Annotated in this window: 14 protein-coding genes and 1 tRNA gene; 10 read left to right on the forward strand and 5 right to left on the reverse strand. The window is 50.8% G+C overall.

Annotation, left to right across the window (positions count from 1 at the left end; genetic code table 11):
- The coding region (locus QZR21_RS04510; RefSeq protein WP_296973985.1) for a LysR family transcriptional regulator substrate-binding protein at window positions 1–628 on the forward strand (628 nt) is incomplete at its 5' end.
- Window positions 629–860: 232 nt separating this feature from the next.
- Window positions 861–2,228: a pyruvate carboxylase subunit B gene (locus QZR21_RS04515; RefSeq protein ID WP_296096964.1), complete on the forward strand. Its 1,368-nt coding sequence runs from the start codon at window positions 861–863 to the stop codon at window positions 2,226–2,228.
- A 95-nt stretch (window positions 2,229–2,323) separates the two neighbouring features.
- On the opposite strand, the gene QZR21_RS04520 is transcribed toward QZR21_RS04515, so the two are convergent.
- A complete protein-coding gene (locus QZR21_RS04520; protein ID WP_296096962.1) occupies window positions 2,324–3,409 on the reverse strand; it encodes a PLP-dependent aminotransferase family protein in 1,086 nt (361 codons plus the stop codon).
- A gap of 175 nt (window positions 3,410–3,584) precedes the next feature.
- On the opposite strand from QZR21_RS04520, the gene QZR21_RS04525 reads away from it, so the two are divergent.
- The 6 genes from QZR21_RS04525 (at window position 3,585) to QZR21_RS04550 (ending at window position 8,606) form a co-directional block, all read left to right on the forward strand.
- Window positions 3,585–4,139, forward strand: coding sequence for an ECF transporter S component (locus tag QZR21_RS04525; RefSeq protein WP_296096961.1), 555 nt, complete (start codon window positions 3,585–3,587; stop codon window positions 4,137–4,139).
- A gap of 118 nt (window positions 4,140–4,257) precedes the next feature.
- A complete protein-coding gene (pdxS, locus tag QZR21_RS04530) occupies window positions 4,258–5,145 on the forward strand; it encodes a pyridoxal 5'-phosphate synthase lyase subunit PdxS (RefSeq protein WP_296096959.1) in 888 nt (295 codons plus the stop codon).
- A gap of 111 nt (window positions 5,146–5,256) precedes the next feature.
- A complete protein-coding gene (gene pdxT / locus QZR21_RS04535) occupies window positions 5,257–5,832 on the forward strand; it encodes a pyridoxal 5'-phosphate synthase glutaminase subunit PdxT (protein ID WP_296096957.1) in 576 nt (191 codons plus the stop codon).
- Window positions 5,833–6,323: 491 nt separating this feature from the next.
- Window positions 6,324–6,476, forward strand: coding sequence for a hypothetical protein (locus tag QZR21_RS04540; RefSeq protein ID WP_296096955.1), 153 nt, complete (start codon window positions 6,324–6,326; stop codon window positions 6,474–6,476).
- A gap of 168 nt (window positions 6,477–6,644) precedes the next feature.
- Window positions 6,645–7,607: an AEC family transporter gene (locus tag QZR21_RS04545; RefSeq protein ID WP_296096952.1), complete on the forward strand. Its 963-nt coding sequence runs from the start codon at window positions 6,645–6,647 to the stop codon at window positions 7,605–7,607.
- A 12-nt stretch (window positions 7,608–7,619) separates the two neighbouring features.
- On the forward strand, window positions 7,620–8,606 hold the full coding sequence (locus tag QZR21_RS04550; RefSeq protein ID WP_296096950.1) for an AEC family transporter: 987 nt from the start codon (window positions 7,620–7,622) through the stop codon (window positions 8,604–8,606).
- 83 nt (window positions 8,607–8,689) lie between these two features.
- On the opposite strand, the gene QZR21_RS04555 is transcribed toward QZR21_RS04550, so the two are convergent.
- Both QZR21_RS04555 and QZR21_RS04560 read right to left on the reverse strand, forming a co-directional pair.
- On the reverse strand, window positions 8,690–9,379 hold the full coding sequence (locus tag QZR21_RS04555) for a response regulator transcription factor (protein WP_296973992.1): 690 nt from the start codon (window positions 9,377–9,379) through the stop codon (window positions 8,690–8,692).
- Window positions 9,348–10,853 (reverse strand): HAMP domain-containing sensor histidine kinase, encoded by a 1,506-nt coding sequence (locus QZR21_RS04560; protein ID WP_296973993.1) that lies wholly within the window; start codon window positions 10,851–10,853, stop codon window positions 9,348–9,350. Before QZR21_RS04560 ends, QZR21_RS04555 begins: the two co-directional genes overlap by 32 nt.
- Before the next feature lie 209 nt (window positions 10,854–11,062).
- Between QZR21_RS04560 and QZR21_RS04565 the strand changes: the two genes are divergently transcribed.
- Together QZR21_RS04565 and QZR21_RS04570 are read left to right on the forward strand one after the other, a co-directional pair.
- On the forward strand, window positions 11,063–12,523 hold the full coding sequence (locus tag QZR21_RS04565) for a glycosyltransferase family 39 protein (RefSeq protein WP_296096945.1): 1,461 nt from the start codon (window positions 11,063–11,065) through the stop codon (window positions 12,521–12,523).
- A 109-nt stretch (window positions 12,524–12,632) separates the two neighbouring features.
- Window positions 12,633–12,708: transfer RNA gene (locus tag QZR21_RS04570), tRNA-Cys, on the forward strand.
- 50 nt (window positions 12,709–12,758) lie between these two features.
- Here QZR21_RS04570 and QZR21_RS04575 read toward each other — a convergent pair.
- Window positions 12,759–13,931: an MFS transporter gene (locus QZR21_RS04575; RefSeq protein ID WP_296096941.1), complete on the reverse strand. Its 1,173-nt coding sequence runs from the start codon at window positions 13,929–13,931 to the stop codon at window positions 12,759–12,761.
- A 124-nt stretch (window positions 13,932–14,055) separates the two neighbouring features.
- Window positions 14,056–15,003 (reverse strand): DUF805 domain-containing protein, encoded by a 948-nt coding sequence (locus QZR21_RS04580; protein ID WP_296096938.1) that lies wholly within the window; start codon window positions 15,001–15,003, stop codon window positions 14,056–14,058.
- Window positions 15,004–15,177: the final 174 nt, after the last annotated feature.

The raw sequence follows: 15,177 nt of genomic DNA on the forward strand, positions 1-15,177 counted from the left end.
GAGGCTTGGAAAAAGCCAAATAATCAGCTTCGAACCCTGTGCAGCTTTAAATAAAGCTATTTTTGTCGTTCACTACAGTTCCGACCAGCTCATAGACCTTCTGAAGGAAAACAAGCTGGACTTCACATTCAGCTGTGATGAAGAGGTCATCGGCTCTTTTGAAAGTTTTCCCAGCTTCAGCGACACCATCCTCCTGGCGGTACCGGAAACATTTTTCCTCCCCCAGAGACTTCTGGACCTGGCCCTTACCGCCTCTGACGTTACCAGTGGCCGCCACAGGGCAAAAGATATACCGGCCGTCAACTTTAAGGAGTTTCCCGCTTTCAATTTCATCCTCATCGATGCCCACGTAAACCTGGGTGCCCGGACGCTGAAGATATTCGAAGAGGCCGGTGCCAGTCCCCGGGTCCGCATCAAAGTCCCCCAGCTGGTCACTGCTTTTTCCCTGGCCGCCTCCGGCGTAGGTGCCGCCTTCATCAGTGACCGCCTGGTCACGGGACGGGAAAAGGGGCTCCGCTTCTTCAAACTCCAGTCCCCCTATGCCCAGCGCCATTATTTCCTCCTCCTTCCCCACCGCTCTTATACCCCATCGGCGGTAAAGGAATTTATCAGACTTATGGAACCCTGAGACCATATCCGTCTTCCGAAGCAGGCTCTTTACGGAGCCTGCCTTTTTTTATATCATTCCAGAAAGACACATCCCTTCTTGAAATATAAATTTATTTTATTTCACTATTAAATTCATAAATTTTATTAATTCAAGTGGGGATGGTATATTGTAGGTAGTTCCAAGTACAGATAAACCACCTGCCACAGGGTAAAAACCTGTGGCAGGCAGTATAAAAAATGAGGAAAAGAAAATGGCAAAAAAACCTGTAAAAATTGTAGAAACCGTACTCCGCGATGGCCACCAGTCCATCGCAGCCACCCGTATGCGCATCGTCGACATGCTGCCGATCCTTGAGAAAATGGACAGTGCCGGCTACTACGCCATTGAAGCCTGGGGCGGCGCCACCTTTGACGTGTGCCTGCGCTACCTGAATGAAGACCCCTGGCAGCGGCTCCGGCTGCTGAAGAAAAATCTGCCCCATACCCCCATCCAGATGCTCCTTAGGGGACAGAACCTTTTGGGCTACTCCAACATGGCCGATGACGTGGTGACAGAATTCATCAAGCGGTCCGTGGATAACGGGGTCTCCATCATCCGCATCTTCGATGCCCTGAACGACACAAGGAACCTGGAGACCGCCATCCGGGCCACCAAAGAAGCCGGCGGCCATGCCCAGGGATGTATCGTATACACCATCAGCCCTTACCATAAGGACGAAGACTTCGTAAAACTGGGCAAGGAGCTGGTACAGATGGGCGCCGATTCCATCTGCATCAAGGATATGGCAGGGCTTCTACGCCCTTACAGCGCCTATAAGCTGGTGAAGGCACTGAAGGCAGAAATCAGCGTGCCCATCGATATCCATACCCACTTTACCTCCGCCCTGGGAGACATGACCTACCTGAAGGCCATTGAAGCGGGCGCCGATATTGTGGATACCGCCATTTCCCCCTTCTCCTGTTCCACGAGCCAGCCCTGCACGGAATCCCTGGTAGCTGCCCTGGAAGGCACGGACTACGACACCGGCCTCGACATGCACCGGCTCCATGAACTGGCTGACTACTTCAAACGGGTAAAACGGGACCTGGTGGAAGATTTTCACCTGAATACAAACATTCCCATCGACCCCAAGGTGCTGACCTTCCAGATTCCCGGCGGCATGCTGTCCAACCTGCTCCGGCAGATGAAGGAACTGGGCATTGCGGACAAATACGATGAACTGCTGGAAGAAATGCCCCGGGTACGAAAGGAACTGGGCTATCCGCCCCTGGTTACCCCCACAAGCCAGATTGTAGGCACCATGGCTGTCATGAATGTGGCCCTGGGCCGGTATAAGATGATTCCTACGGAAGTAAGAAACCTGGTAGCCGGCAAGTACGGCCGTACACCGGGCCCCATTGATCCCGAGGTACAGCGCCTCTGCATCGGCGATGAAAAACCCATCACCTGCCGGCCGGCAGACCTGATTCCTCCACAGCTTGAAAAATACCGGGCCAGACTGGCAGAAGAAGGATACCCCCATGCCAGCATGGAAGACCTCCTGAGTTACATTTCCTTCCCCGAAGTGGCCAAGACCTTCTTTGACCGCAACCGGTGGATGGGCCGGACCAATCAGTAAGCCTGCGTTATTTGAATGGATATATCAGTCCACTCCTTCTAACAGCACGCAAAAGGCTGCAGGACAAAATCCTGCAGCCTTTTGTGATGGGACATCTACCGTTCCTCCTGTTCTCTTTTCTTTCTTCTCCGCCGAACCCGGTTGATGTGCCTCTCAAAGTGGCCCCGGTTCATGAATTCTGCCAGCACCAGCTGATCAAAAACCGGCACCGTGCAGGAATAAAATCCCACTTTTTTCTCATATACCGCCACCCATGGGCGGGGAAGTACGAGGTACCCTGCCCGCACGGAGGGGGCAATGGTCTTGGAAAAGGTATTCATATAAATCACTGAACCTTCAGGGCCCAGGGAAAAAAGGGTATCCTCCGGTTTGGAAAGGAGTGTGAATTCCGAATCGAAATCGTCTTCGATAATGTACCCGCCCCGTTCCTTCGCCCAGCGGATGTATTCTGCCCGCTTCGAAGCACTGGCTGTAATACCGGAAGGGTAGCTGTTGAAGGGGGTCACATGGAGTACGGAAGCCCGACTCCGTGCCAGTTCTTCCGTCCGGATGCCGTCCTGACCCATGGAAAGAAGCTCCACCTTCGCCCCGCTGGCTTCATAGACCTTTCGTATTTTCTCGTAGGATGGATTTTCCAGGGCGTAAATACGGTCCCGCCCCAGTACCTGTACATTGAGGCCGTAGAGGTACTCCGCTCCGGAGCCAATGAGAATCTGGTCAGGAGAGACCGCCATGTTCCGGCTCCGACCCAGGTAGGAAGCAATGGCTTCCCGGAGCTCCAGACACCCTTTGCGGGGAGAGGGATCCAGTATTTTCTCGCCGTACATGGACAGCACATACCGCATGGTCTTGGCAAACTGGGAAAAGGGAAACAGATCCCGTTCCCCTTCTTCCCGCTGCTCCACCGGAACGGTGCCAATGGTACTCCTGTCAATTGATGCCTGCACCCTTCCGACGGGATAGGCATCTGTTTCTTTATAAATCACAAAATAGCCGCTCCGTTCCCGGCTCTCCACATAGCCCTCTTCCGACAGGAGGTCATAGGCATGTTCCACGGTAATTACACTAACTCCCGACTCCTCCGCCAGCTGCCGTTTCGATGGCAGTTTCTGGCCGAACCGATAGATATGGCCGGTGATTTTCTCCCGAAGAAAAAGGTAAAGTTTCATATATGCGGTCATGGCAATGTCTCCTGAAGTTAGACGAAAACATCATCCGGCAGATTTACTTTTCAATTCTTGTAACGTAAAATCGCCCAATTTATCTGGTCATATTTTTTATTCCAGTTCTGGTAATTTTAATAAGTTCAGATTCATATTATAATGCAGCTAAACTGCAGTGTAAAGGAGAACTCCCATGATTCATGAATCCGCAGCCGAAACCATGCCGGCTGCCCATACAAAACATAATACCCGTTGGCTCACCATCTGCGGCCTTTTCATGGCCATCAATGTGGGCCTTTCCTCTTTTGGCCTCCCCGTGCCCGGGGGCCATCTATATCTGAATGACATCGTCATCGTCACGGCGGCTTTGATACTGGACCCAGCCGGTGCCTTCCTCGTAGGCGACGTAGGTGCTTTTCTGGGGGATTTCTTTTTCTATCCTCTCCCCATGTTTGTATCCCTTGTCACCCACGGGCTGCAGGCCATGGCCATTTCCTACATTGTTCACAACTGTTTTAAGGAAAACCGGAAAATTGCTACCCTCATTGCTGTCCTTGTGGGAGCTGTCATCATGGTGGTTGGCTATTCCTTGGGCCGGGCCTATATCTACAGTACCCCTGCCTATGCCTGGATCAAGCTGCCCTATGAAATCCTGCAGGCCCTCTTCGGCGTCATCTGCGGTCCCTTCCTTGTATGGAAGTGGAAGCTCGATGAAATGGTCAAAAAGATGATTGACGGGAAATACTGAAAAGCCATTATCGCTTGCCAGTGAGCCGCCTCTGTTTATAAGCAGGGCCAGGGCCCTGCTTTTTCTATACCTTTTTTCCCTGAAATATCTATAGTTTACCAGTAAAGGAGTCCTAATCATGACAGAAAACAATGCAAAAGAACAGTATGAACTGAACAAACAGCTGGCCCAGATGCTGAAGGGCGGCGTCATTATGGACGTCACCACACCGGAACAGGCAAAGATTGCGGAAGATGCCGGCGCCGCTGCCGTCATGGCACTGGAACGGATCCCCGCAGATATCCGAAAGGCCGGCGGCGTTTCCCGCATGAGTGACCCGAAGATGATCAAGGGCATCCAGGAAGCCGTTTCCATTCCGGTCATGGCCAAATGCCGTATCGGCCACTTCGTGGAAGCCCAGATTCTCCAGGCCATCGATATCGATTATATCGATGAAAGTGAAGTTCTTTCTCCTGCAGACGATGTATACCATATCGACAAGCACCAGTTCAAAGTCCCCTTTGTCTGCGGTGCCCGGGACCTGGGTGAAGCCCTTCGCCGCATCGCAGAAGGAGCTGCCATGATCCGTACCAAAGGGGAACCGGGAACCGGCGACATTGTCCAGGCCGTGCGGCACATGCGTAAAATCAATACCCAGATCGCTGAACTGGCTTCCAAGAGGAGCGATGAAGTCTTCGAAGCAGCCAAAAAGCTGGAAGTTCCCTACGACCTGGCCCTCTATGTCCATGACCATAAGAAACTGCCGGTTGTCAATTTCGCCGCCGGCGGTGTCGCTACACCGGCAGATGCCGCTCTCATGATGCAGCTCGGCGCCGAAGGGGTTTTTGTAGGAAGCGGTATCTTCAAGTCCGGAAATCCGGCTAAGCGGGCAGCGGCCATCGTAAAAGCGGTCACCAATTACAACAACCCCGATATCCTTGCCGAGCTGTCCTACGACCTGGGCGAAGCCATGGTGGGTATCAATGAAGATGAAATTGCACTGCTCATGGCGGAAAGAGGAAAGTAAAAAAGCCATGCCCGCCGCAGACAGGCAGGCATCATGCAGCCCGTAATAAGAGGATACCCATTCCCTTATCGTCCACTGCAGAACTGATTCATCTTTCATGGAGGTAACAGCATGGCAGTCATTGGTATTCTTGCCCTCCAGGGGGCATTTATTGAGCATGAAAAAATGATCCGCTCTTTGGGAGCGGATACGGTGGAAATCAGAAATAAAGGGGACCTGACCCATCTGGATGGACTCATTCTCCCCGGTGGGGAAAGCACCACCCAGCGGAAACTCCTGAAGGAAGAAGGACTGTTTGATCCGTTGAAAAAAGCCATCGAAGGAGGCCTTCCTGTACTGGCTACCTGTGCCGGCATGATCCTGCTGGCCCGGCACCTGGATAATGATGACAATCCCTGTTTCGGTACCCTGCCGGTCACGGTCCGCCGGAATGCTTACGGCCGGCAGCTGGGCAGCTTCATCACCACCGCCGATATCAAAGGCATTGGTCCCTTCCGCATGAACTTTATCCGGGCCCCCTATATTACAGAGGCGGATCCGGAGGTAGAAATCCTTGCTGCCGTTGACAGCCACATCGTGGCCGTGCGGTATAAGAACCAGACCGCCCTGGCTTTCCATCCGGAACTGGGAAAGGACACCCGCATCCACGAAGCCTTCCTGCAGCAGGCAGAGAGTTATGGCCAATAAAAGAAGCGGCCTATCCCCTGCAGTGAACCGGAACGGGTTCAGGAAAGCGCTGATTAAGTCACAGAGCTAGGGAAGCGCTGATTAATTCGCAGAGTCCGATTATATATGTATTTTCATGCAATACTGCGTCATAATCCTCCTTAAATAGCTCAGATTTGATCAGTGCTTTTCTGGGAATTTTATCCCCATACATGGGTGGGGATCGTCATAGCCTTTTTCGAGGTTACTGCCCTGAATCCCGTAAATCCCACCAGCCCCCAAGCCCCCTCCGGGGCTTTTTTATTGCAGGAAATGCTTCTTCGATTGACAGGATATTTTTGTTAATTTAACTAATATATACAGTTGGATATTGTCTATGAGAAAGTCTATACTACGTACAGAACGAAGGAGTAAGGAGCTCTGGAGGGGCAGAATCAATTCACAGGTCTCCTCCCCGGTATTCCGATTCTTCGTGAAAGAAAATACAGATTGTAAAGAAAGAAGGATTTATTATGGCAAAGAAACTGAATAAAGAAATTATGGACGCAGTAAAAAGAATGGGAAGGGAAAACAGCCTCTGGGGCTACATGGCCGATAAGAAACTCTACCGGGCTGACGAAGTAGCCCATCTCCTGGGACTGCCCTTCAATTTCAGAAAATGGTAATCTGACCGCCAATGGTCACTCACCGGCAATATAAAAGAGGCTGCATAGCCTCTTTTATATTGCCCCGGTCTTTCTCTTTCGCCCCGTTTCCATTCGGTGTATACTTAAAAAATAATAATGATTACGCAGATTCAAAAATGACTGCATGATTTCTTGAGGACCCTGATTATGACACTTTTCCACATTATCTGGTACGATATCCTGCCCCTCTTCGCTTTCATGGGGTGCGGATGGTTTCTGGACAGCCGCTTTAAGATCGACCTTCCCACTTACAGCCGGCTGAATGTATACGTCATACTGCCCTGCTTTATTTTCTACTCCCTCTATCGGGCAGAGCTTTCTCCGGACGGGCTTCTGCTGATTCCGGCAGCGATACTGCTCATGGTACTTCTTTATATCGTATCTGCCATCGCTGGTCCCCACCTCACCTATAACCGCCGGCAGGTCTCCGATTTTGAAGCGGTATCCACATTTTCCAACTTCGGTAACATAGGCATTGCCATCGTTATGATGGTCTATTCCCACATGCCCTTCCTGGTAGACGGAAAAGCGGTGTATCTGAAGGAAGCCATGGGTTCCATGGCCCTTCTCATGATTCTCATGAACCTTGCTGTCAATACCTTCGGCGCAGCCATGATCCGGAGCGAGAAATCATCACTCATCGATATTCTCTCGTACCTGGGGAAAATGCCTTCCCTCTATGCTGCACTACTGGCAGTGCTGGTACGATGGGTCGGGATTTCCATTGAAGGGACCTTTATCCAGTCCGTACTGGGCCATATGGACGGCGCTTTCCTCGTACTCATCATGGTCACCGTTGGTGTGGAACTGCACCGTACCCATTTTACAAAGCCCGACACCTATACCATAGGCGCCGCCTTCATCAAGCTCATCCTGAGCCCTCTCCTTGCCTGGGCCATTCTCCTCTTCCTGCCGGGGCTCTCCCTCATTTCCCGCCAGGTCTTCTTCCTCGCTTCCGCCATTCCCTCTTCCATGTCTCTCATCATTTATGGTGCAGAATTCAAGAAGAAATCGGACCATCTGAACCAGGCCATTATTTTCAACTTTTTCGTCTCCATCATCACTGTAACCGCCGCCATTTATCTCATGCCGGTTTTGTTTCCGATGTAAGGAGGAATTTCTGTGCAGCTCGAAGCTTTTCTTCAGATTATTACTGATAATATTGTCCCCCTCCTCGTCTTCGTGGCCATCGGATACGTGCTGGATGTGAAATTTAAAATGGACGTATCCTCCCTGACGAAGCTTACTTTCTATGTGGTGCTGCCCTGCTTTATTTTCTACAGCATTTATGTGGCAAAACTGGATATGACCATGCTGAATGTATTCATCCTTGCTTTTATCCAGATGTTTACCATAGGCGCCATAGCCACCTTATATGGTAAATTCCGGGGTATGGATGCCGGAAAGACATCGGCCCTGAAAAACGGGACCATGTTCTCCAATAATGGGAATATCGGTATCGCCCTCATTGCCCTCGTCTTTTCCAATGCTCCCTATGTAATCAATGGACAGTTTCCATACCTTGCGGAAGCCAGTGCCTGTGCCACCATTATGCTGGTCCAGATGAATATGAGCCTCAACACATTGGGACTCTACCAGGCCGGTGTAGGAAAACTGACTACCAGGGACGCCATTTCCGTTATCTTTCACATGCCGGTCATCTATACGCTGGTGGCCGTGTTTACCATCAAATTTACAGGCATCATAGATATGACTACCCTCTTCGTGTGGCCTGTCTTCCAGAGCTGTGCCCAGGCACTGGTGGCTATCGTCATGATTACCCTGGGCATGCAGATTCACCGGTCCCATTTCTCCTTTGCAGATCCTGACGCCTGGGTGGGCTGCACAATCCGTCTGGTCGTGGGCCCTGTCTGTGGATTCATCCTGATCCACCTGGCCCGTCTGGCAGGCTTTACCTTTGATCCTGTCATCAACCAGACCATCCTCATCATGTCCAGTGTCCCGGCGCCCGTAAATTCGGTACTCTACGCCGTGGAATTCCATAACCATGAAGATTTTGCTACGGAGCTGGTGATGATGAGCACCTTCCTCTCCTGCATCACCATGACGGGCACCATATATGCCGCCCGAGTGCTGTTCCCCATTTAAGAAAGCGCTTCCCGGAAATACACTTCATAAAAGGAGCCTTGAGAAATGTAATTCATTTCTCAAGGCTCCTTTTATATTTCCTGTCACGGTTTAAACTTATACCCCACGCCCCAGATAGTCAGGATGTGCCTCGGGTTCGCCGGGTCCTCTTCCACCGCTTCCCGAAGCCTGTTGATATGGACCGGTACAGTGGCCGTATTTCCCAGGGAATCCATACCCCAGATTCTCGTGTACAGGGTCTCCCGGCTGTACACCACATCCGCATGGACCATGAGGAACTCCAGCAGCTGGAATTCCTTATTGGGCAGTACCTTTTCTTCCCCCCGCACCCAAATGCGGTGGGTATCGGACTCCAGGGTAATACCGCTGATGGTGATCCGCTTCCGATCCTCCGGCTTCCCTTTGAGCCGTTCATACTGGGCCAGCTGGGACTTCACCTTTGCCACCAGCACCCCCGGTGAAAAAGGCTTTTCGATGTAATCGTCGGCTCCGAAACCAAGCCCCCGGATTTTGTCGATGTCCGTTCTCTTGGCGGTCACCATCATGATAGGGATATCTACCTTATCCCGAAGTTTTCGAACAATCTGGAACCCATCCATCCCCGGCAGCATGACGTCCAGAAGGATCAGGTCATAATCCCCTGTCAGCGCTTCTGTCAGGCCGGCGGTGCCGTTTTCTTCTACCGTTACCTGATAGCCGCTGACTTCCAGGTAATCCTTTTCAATGGATGCAATATCATCATCATCTTCCACTATCAGTATTCGTTTTGCCATTTTTATCCTCCAAAGGTAATGTAAATACTACCGTCAGCCCATGGGGCTTCCTGTTTTGAAAATCCACGGTTCCTCCCATCAGCCGGGCTGCCCGTTCCACGATCGCCAGTCCCAGGCCGCTGCCGTTTTCTGTACGGCTTCTTGCTTTATCCGTACGGAAGAATGCTTCTTTCAGACGGCCCAATGCTTTTTCCGGCACCCCGGGACCGTCATCGGAAATCCGGAGTTTTGCTTTTTCTCCTTCTGCTTCCACAGAAATATCCATATGGACCTGATTTTCCGTTTTGTACTTGATGCTGTTGGATACCAGATTTTCCAGGATACGCTCCAGAAGGAGAGGACTTCCCCTGACCCGAATATCCTTATCTGCGGTTATCGTAAAATCGGCGCCATTCTTATTCCAGTTCAGCCGGTTTTCTTCGATAAACTGTTCCACCGTTTTCCCCAGGTCCAAAGATTCCAAGGGCAGCGCCTTCTCTCCGATATCCATCTTCGTCAGAAGGAAAAGCTGTTCAATCATCCGATCCAGGATATCGGCCTTCCTGTGGATAACTTTAAGATACCGCTCCTGCATGGCCGGCGTAGAGGCCACATGGTCCTCCAGCCCTTCCACATAGGCCTTGATGGAAGTAAGGGGTGTCCGTATATCATGGGAAATGGAAGCAATGAGTTCTTTCCTCTTTTCTTCTTCCTCCTCCCTTTCTTCCAGGGACCGCTTCAGCCTCCAGGCCATCATATTGAAGGCCTCTATAGCCGGCGTGAATTCGTCATGCCTTGTATGGCGAAGGTATACGGACAGATTTCCCTTCCGTATTTCATCGGCTCCCCGTTCCAGTTCCCCTAAAGGAGAAAGGATGCGGCCCACGATGAACCGGGCCAGGAAATAACTGGTAAGCACAATAAATACCACCAGGGACAGGAGTATAAACCGGCTCCCCCCCCGTACAGCCTTTTCGATGGCCGCATCGCTCCGGGCCTTCGGATGGCGGGCAATGGTATAAAGATGGTACGTATCTCCCCGGATGACTTCCTTATCCAGATAATAGTACCGGTCTCCATCGGTCATGCTGTAGGTACTGCTCCCCTCCCGGCTGTCCACACCTTCGGTGATGCCATTTTTCCGGAGGGCCTCTATATCGGTCTGGTATTTTTCATTGCCATAGCTGTAAATAGGGCTGCCGTTCTTTTCCACGGTCACATAGGTCTGGATGGGATCCGTAATTTCCATGACCCAGGAATACCGTTCAACCCCCTCCTTATGGCGGATGCCATGGAACAGGGCCGTCCGGATGACATTGGATATGACATTGGATATGACATTGAACTGGAAACTGCTCTCTGCCATCACATGGTTCCCGCTGGCTGAATAGAGAAGAAGCCCTGCAAAAGCAGAGACCAGCACGAATAAAGTCATCAGGAGCGGCAGTATGCATACAACGATATGGGATAAAATCAGACTTTTCCGTATATTCATAGTATTCCCTTTCATACATGGAAAAGGGCAGAATCACCTGCTATTTTCCATGGGAGAATCCTTTCCCCTTTTCCCTTATCACACCGATTGTCCGCACCCCATGCAACCGGCCGAATTTTCAGTTTATCTTTTCTTTATGGTTTAATACATAATCATTTACACCGTTCCTGTAGAGTTAAATTTAAAGATTATACATTTTGGAGGATACTATGGTCAAAACTCTCAGGAACCATCCTTACTGGACTTTACTTATTTTCACCCTTATTATCTACCTCATGGGCAACCAGCTTCTGGCAGTCACGGACACGGCAGAATCGAACTATGCCCTCACCGCAAAGGAAATGGTCCTTTCGGGAGACTGGATTTCCCCGCAAATTTACGGCCGCTACTGGTATGACAAGCCCATATTCTACTATTGGGAGCTGGCCCTGTCCTTTGCCCTTTTCGGGTTCAATGAAATGGCTGCCCGCCTGCCCGCAGCCATTCTGGGGTCTGCATCCGTACTCTTTACCTACTGGTTCGGCCGCCGAACCTACGGAGAAAAGGTAGGCTGGCTTTCTGCCCTTATCCTTGGTACCTCTGTGGAATGCTGGGTCCTTTCCAAGGCTGTTATCACCGACTCCACCCTCTTCCTTTTCATGAGCGGCGCCGTGGCTTTCTTCTATCTGGGATACACGGATAACAGGAAATACTATTTCCTCTGCTACGTCTTTGCAGCTCTCGCCACCCTGACCAAGGGGCCTATCGGTATTCTCCTGCCCGGGCTGGGATGCTTCCTCTTCCTCGTTTACAAGAAAGACTTCCGGGAAATGGCCCATGTCCATCTGATTTCCGGACTCTGTATCTTTGCAGTCATCGCCGGTGCCTGGTACGGTACCATGTGTTACCTCCATGGCAGCGACTTTATCCTGAATTTCATCGGCGTCCACAATTTTCTCCGTGCCACGGTGTCGGAACATCCTTCCCACAACAAATGGTATTTCTACATCATCATCTACTTCGTCGGTTTTGCGCCCTGGAGCTTCTTCATTCCCTATTCCCTCTTCCGCCGGTGGAAGCAGAAAAAGCTGGACCTGCGGAATGCGGACGATGCCACCCAGCTTCTCCTGATTTACGCATTCGTGGTTTTCTTCTTCTTTGAGCTGGTGGCTACAAAATACACCACCTACACATTCCCTGCTCTCTTCTCCCTGTCCATCCTGACCGCCGTCCTCTATAAAGACCTGTCCCTGCGCATCGAAAAGGGAAGTCTTGCCCTGGGTATCCTGTACTGCGTACTGGCTCTCGCCGTAGCGCCCTCTATCATGCTGAACCATTCAGGAAAAGAAATTGGGGAAGCCCTGGCCCATATGGATACGGAAGGAAAAACTATTGCCTTTCTTAATGATTACCGCACCTCCGCCGTCTTCTACAGCGGGAAAACCATTTACCGGGCTGTGGAAGGCGATAAAATTGAATCCATGGAACCTGGAACCCTGTCCTGGAATGCAAAAAATGTAATGCCCTTCGCAGCAGAAGAAAAGCTCCTCCAGGATCCCCATGTGATTCTCATTACCAAGGACAATGACCGGTCCTCTTTCCTTATGGAGTACAACGAAACCATGCCGGCCTATCGGATCAATGTATCCGGAGAATACAGTCTCTGGGTACGGCAGCCTTCCGCAGAATAACGAAGTTATCTCTTTTCATCATGTTTAACGGCTAAACCGGCAAGCGACTCATAATAAAATTTCTTTACTTTTTCGAAAGAAAGCGATATACTATATGAGTCAATCCTATGGCGGTGTAGCCAAGCGCTAAGGCGTGGGCCCTGCAAGGCCCTTATCCCCGTGTTCAACTCCGGGCACCGCCTCCAAAAACAGAACGGTTTATCCCTTTCCGGGATAAACCGTTTTTTGATGTTTCCTACTTTTTCCGAAGGATCGGAAGGTATCTGAAATAGCAGAGGGCACCGCTAATGGCAGCCAGCAGGCCTCCGGCAAGGCCGATATAGGGAAGGCCGCCGGCCGCAGTGATAGTACTGCCCAGGAACGTACCTCCTCCGATACCTACGTTAAAGATACCGGAATAAATGGACATGGCCACCGGCGCAGCACTGATAGAAAGGTGGCGGATAATTTCCGACTGCATGGCCACCCCATAAAGAGTGCTCACTACCCCCATGGTCAGGCAGAGCAGAAGAAGCAGGGGCCAGAAAACGGTGGCGGGCAGGAACAAAAGAAGCGGTACAATGAGCCCCGCCGCCCCGATAAGGATAATGGCATGGGGATAGGTATTAAACATTTTAGAGAATACAAAGCTTCCCAAGAATCCCGATGCCCCTACCAGCATGAGGCAAGCTGTGATTCCTTCCGCCGAAAATCCGGCCACCGTATGGAGAAAGGGCTCTATATAGCTGTATGTAGTGAAATAGGAGGTAGCAAAGAAAAGGGTCATTCCAAAAATAATAGAAATGGCGGGATTCCTGAAAAGCCCCGGCAGGTCCCCCAGAGAAAAGGACTCGTCGTTTTCCATCCGGGGAAACACAAAGAACAGGTAAATAAGGGCCAGAATAGTGACGCCGGCAATGGAGAGAAATGTCATACGCCAGCCCAGAGACAGGCCGATGACCCGGCCCAAAGGGAGGCCGAAGACCATGGCCACCGCCGTCCCTGTGGCCACCATGGACAGGGCAAAGGGAGACTTCCCCTTATCTACAAGCCTGGCCGCCAGGGGCGCCGCTACAGACCAGAATATGGCATGGGCACTGGCCACCACAATACGGCCGCCCATGAGGATGCCAAAAGTCGGCGCCAGGCCGGAGATCACCTGACCGATGGAAAAGACAGAAAGCGTGAGCAGGAGCAGCGGCTTCGGCGACAGTTTTCCTCCCAGCAGCATGAGTGGAAGGGAAAGGACTGCCACCATCCAGGCATACACCGTAATCATAATCCCCGTTTCCGCTTCGGTTTGGGAAAAGGACCGGGAAATATCCATCAGAAGGGCAATGGGCATGAACTCAGACGTATTAAATACAAAGGCAGACACCGTGATTCCCAAAAGGGGAAGCATCTGCCTCGCAGGAACAGGCAATTTCATAAAATCCTCCTATTCATACAGGTATATCTACTAAAGTGGAACGCGGTAGAAATGCAGCGGAAATATCAAAAGCAGTACGCCCTATCCTGCGTACTGCTCCTATATACAGATTGATCCTTCTTTTTCAATCCTTTGGCACTGGACCATACTTGTTTTTCTTGTTTTCTCCAGGGAAAAAAGCAAGAATCACAACGGCTGCCAGGAAGATAACCGCCACCACGCGGGTCGCCATGACCTGGCTCCCGAGATAATCACCGCCGAGCTGGTTAATGGCAAAGAGAATCAGGAAAAACAGCCAGTAATACAGATGGGAAAGGCCAATGTCCGAAAGACGGCGGATGCCGAGACTGATGAGCGAAATAAAGCAGAGAGTCCCTACAACCAGGAACGTGAAAATATAGGGATTCAGATCTCCTACGAACAACTCCGGTCTGATGCAGGTAAAAGCAAAGAGAACAGCCGCCGGAATACCAACCCCCAGCATTTTGGGAATATAGGATTTACGGCTCATTCGCCCGATGGGGTTGAAATAAACCTTGAAAATCTTATGTCCCAGTCCCTTGGATTTCTCTTCTTCCTCCTCTGCTATGGCCTCATTGTCTGAGAGAGCCTTTGCTTCCTCACTGTCCATAAGGGCGATGGTGATGACGGAATCCGATTTTTCCGGTTTCGTCACGAAAATAGACGTCACCGTATCCGCAAAAATGGTCATGCCCGCAGCGTCCTGGCCCTTTCCTTCCGACTTTTCCAGGGATTTGATAAAAGTATCCCGATCCTTTGCAGGGAGTTCCATATAAATGGCTGCCGTCTTTTTATGGCGGATGCATACACCAATCATGGATACATCCATACCGTAGAACGAAAAGGTTTCTTCCCCTTCGGAGAGAGAATAAAAGGTAATGCCCCGATCTTCATCCTTCTTTTCTTCCGTGGCCGTATAGCATTTGGAAATACTGCGAATCGTATCTCCCAGGCGGATCTTTCCTGCCCGTCTCGGCTTCCGGTGTTTTCCACCGCCTGCCGCTTTATCCGCATTTTCCGTAATATCGGGAATATTAAAATCCATATCCATAGGTACTGCTCCTTTATTACTGTATACGACAACTTGCATACCAACCTATTTTACCATGATTGGGTACAGGACGAAAGGATAGATAGCGAAGAATAAATAGAATCAGAATATTCCCCAATATTTCAGTTTATCGAGCTGTTAGGGCGATGCTTACGGATAGAGTCATTCGTGCGG

It is taken from the genome of uncultured Dialister sp. (genome assembly GCF_900541605.1).
Classification (GTDB): Bacteria; Bacillota; Negativicutes; order Veillonellales; family Dialisteraceae; genus Dialister.

What these genes read in the sequence shown, in the direction of transcription:
- QZR21_RS04520 (WP_296096962.1), bottom strand. Translation starts at nt 3,409, where the DNA reads ATGACCGCATATATGAAACTTTACCTTTTTCTTCGGGAGAAAATCACC.
- QZR21_RS04580 (WP_296096938.1), bottom strand. Translation starts at nt 15,003, where the DNA reads ATGGATATGGATTTTAATATTCCCGATATTACGGAAAATGCGGATAAA.
- pdxS (WP_296096959.1), top strand. Translation starts at nt 4,258, where the DNA reads ATGACAGAAAACAATGCAAAAGAACAGTATGAACTGAACAAACAGCTG.
- QZR21_RS04555 (WP_296973992.1), bottom strand. Translation starts at nt 9,379, where the DNA reads ATGGCAAAACGAATACTGATAGTGGAAGATGATGATGATATTGCATCC.
- QZR21_RS04540 (WP_296096955.1), top strand. Translation starts at nt 6,324, where the DNA reads ATGGCAAAGAAACTGAATAAAGAAATTATGGACGCAGTAAAAAGAATG.
- QZR21_RS04515 (WP_296096964.1), top strand. Translation starts at nt 861, where the DNA reads ATGGCAAAAAAACCTGTAAAAATTGTAGAAACCGTACTCCGCGATGGC.
- QZR21_RS04560 (WP_296973993.1), bottom strand. Translation starts at nt 10,853, where the DNA reads ATGAATATACGGAAAAGTCTGATTTTATCCCATATCGTTGTATGCATA.
- QZR21_RS04545 (WP_296096952.1), top strand. Translation starts at nt 6,645, where the DNA reads ATGACACTTTTCCACATTATCTGGTACGATATCCTGCCCCTCTTCGCT.
- pdxT (WP_296096957.1), top strand. Translation starts at nt 5,257, where the DNA reads ATGGCAGTCATTGGTATTCTTGCCCTCCAGGGGGCATTTATTGAGCAT.
- QZR21_RS04565 (WP_296096945.1), top strand. Translation starts at nt 11,063, where the DNA reads ATGGTCAAAACTCTCAGGAACCATCCTTACTGGACTTTACTTATTTTC.
- QZR21_RS04525 (WP_296096961.1), top strand. Translation starts at nt 3,585, where the DNA reads ATGATTCATGAATCCGCAGCCGAAACCATGCCGGCTGCCCATACAAAA.
- QZR21_RS04575 (WP_296096941.1), bottom strand. Translation starts at nt 13,931, where the DNA reads ATGAAATTGCCTGTTCCTGCGAGGCAGATGCTTCCCCTTTTGGGAATC.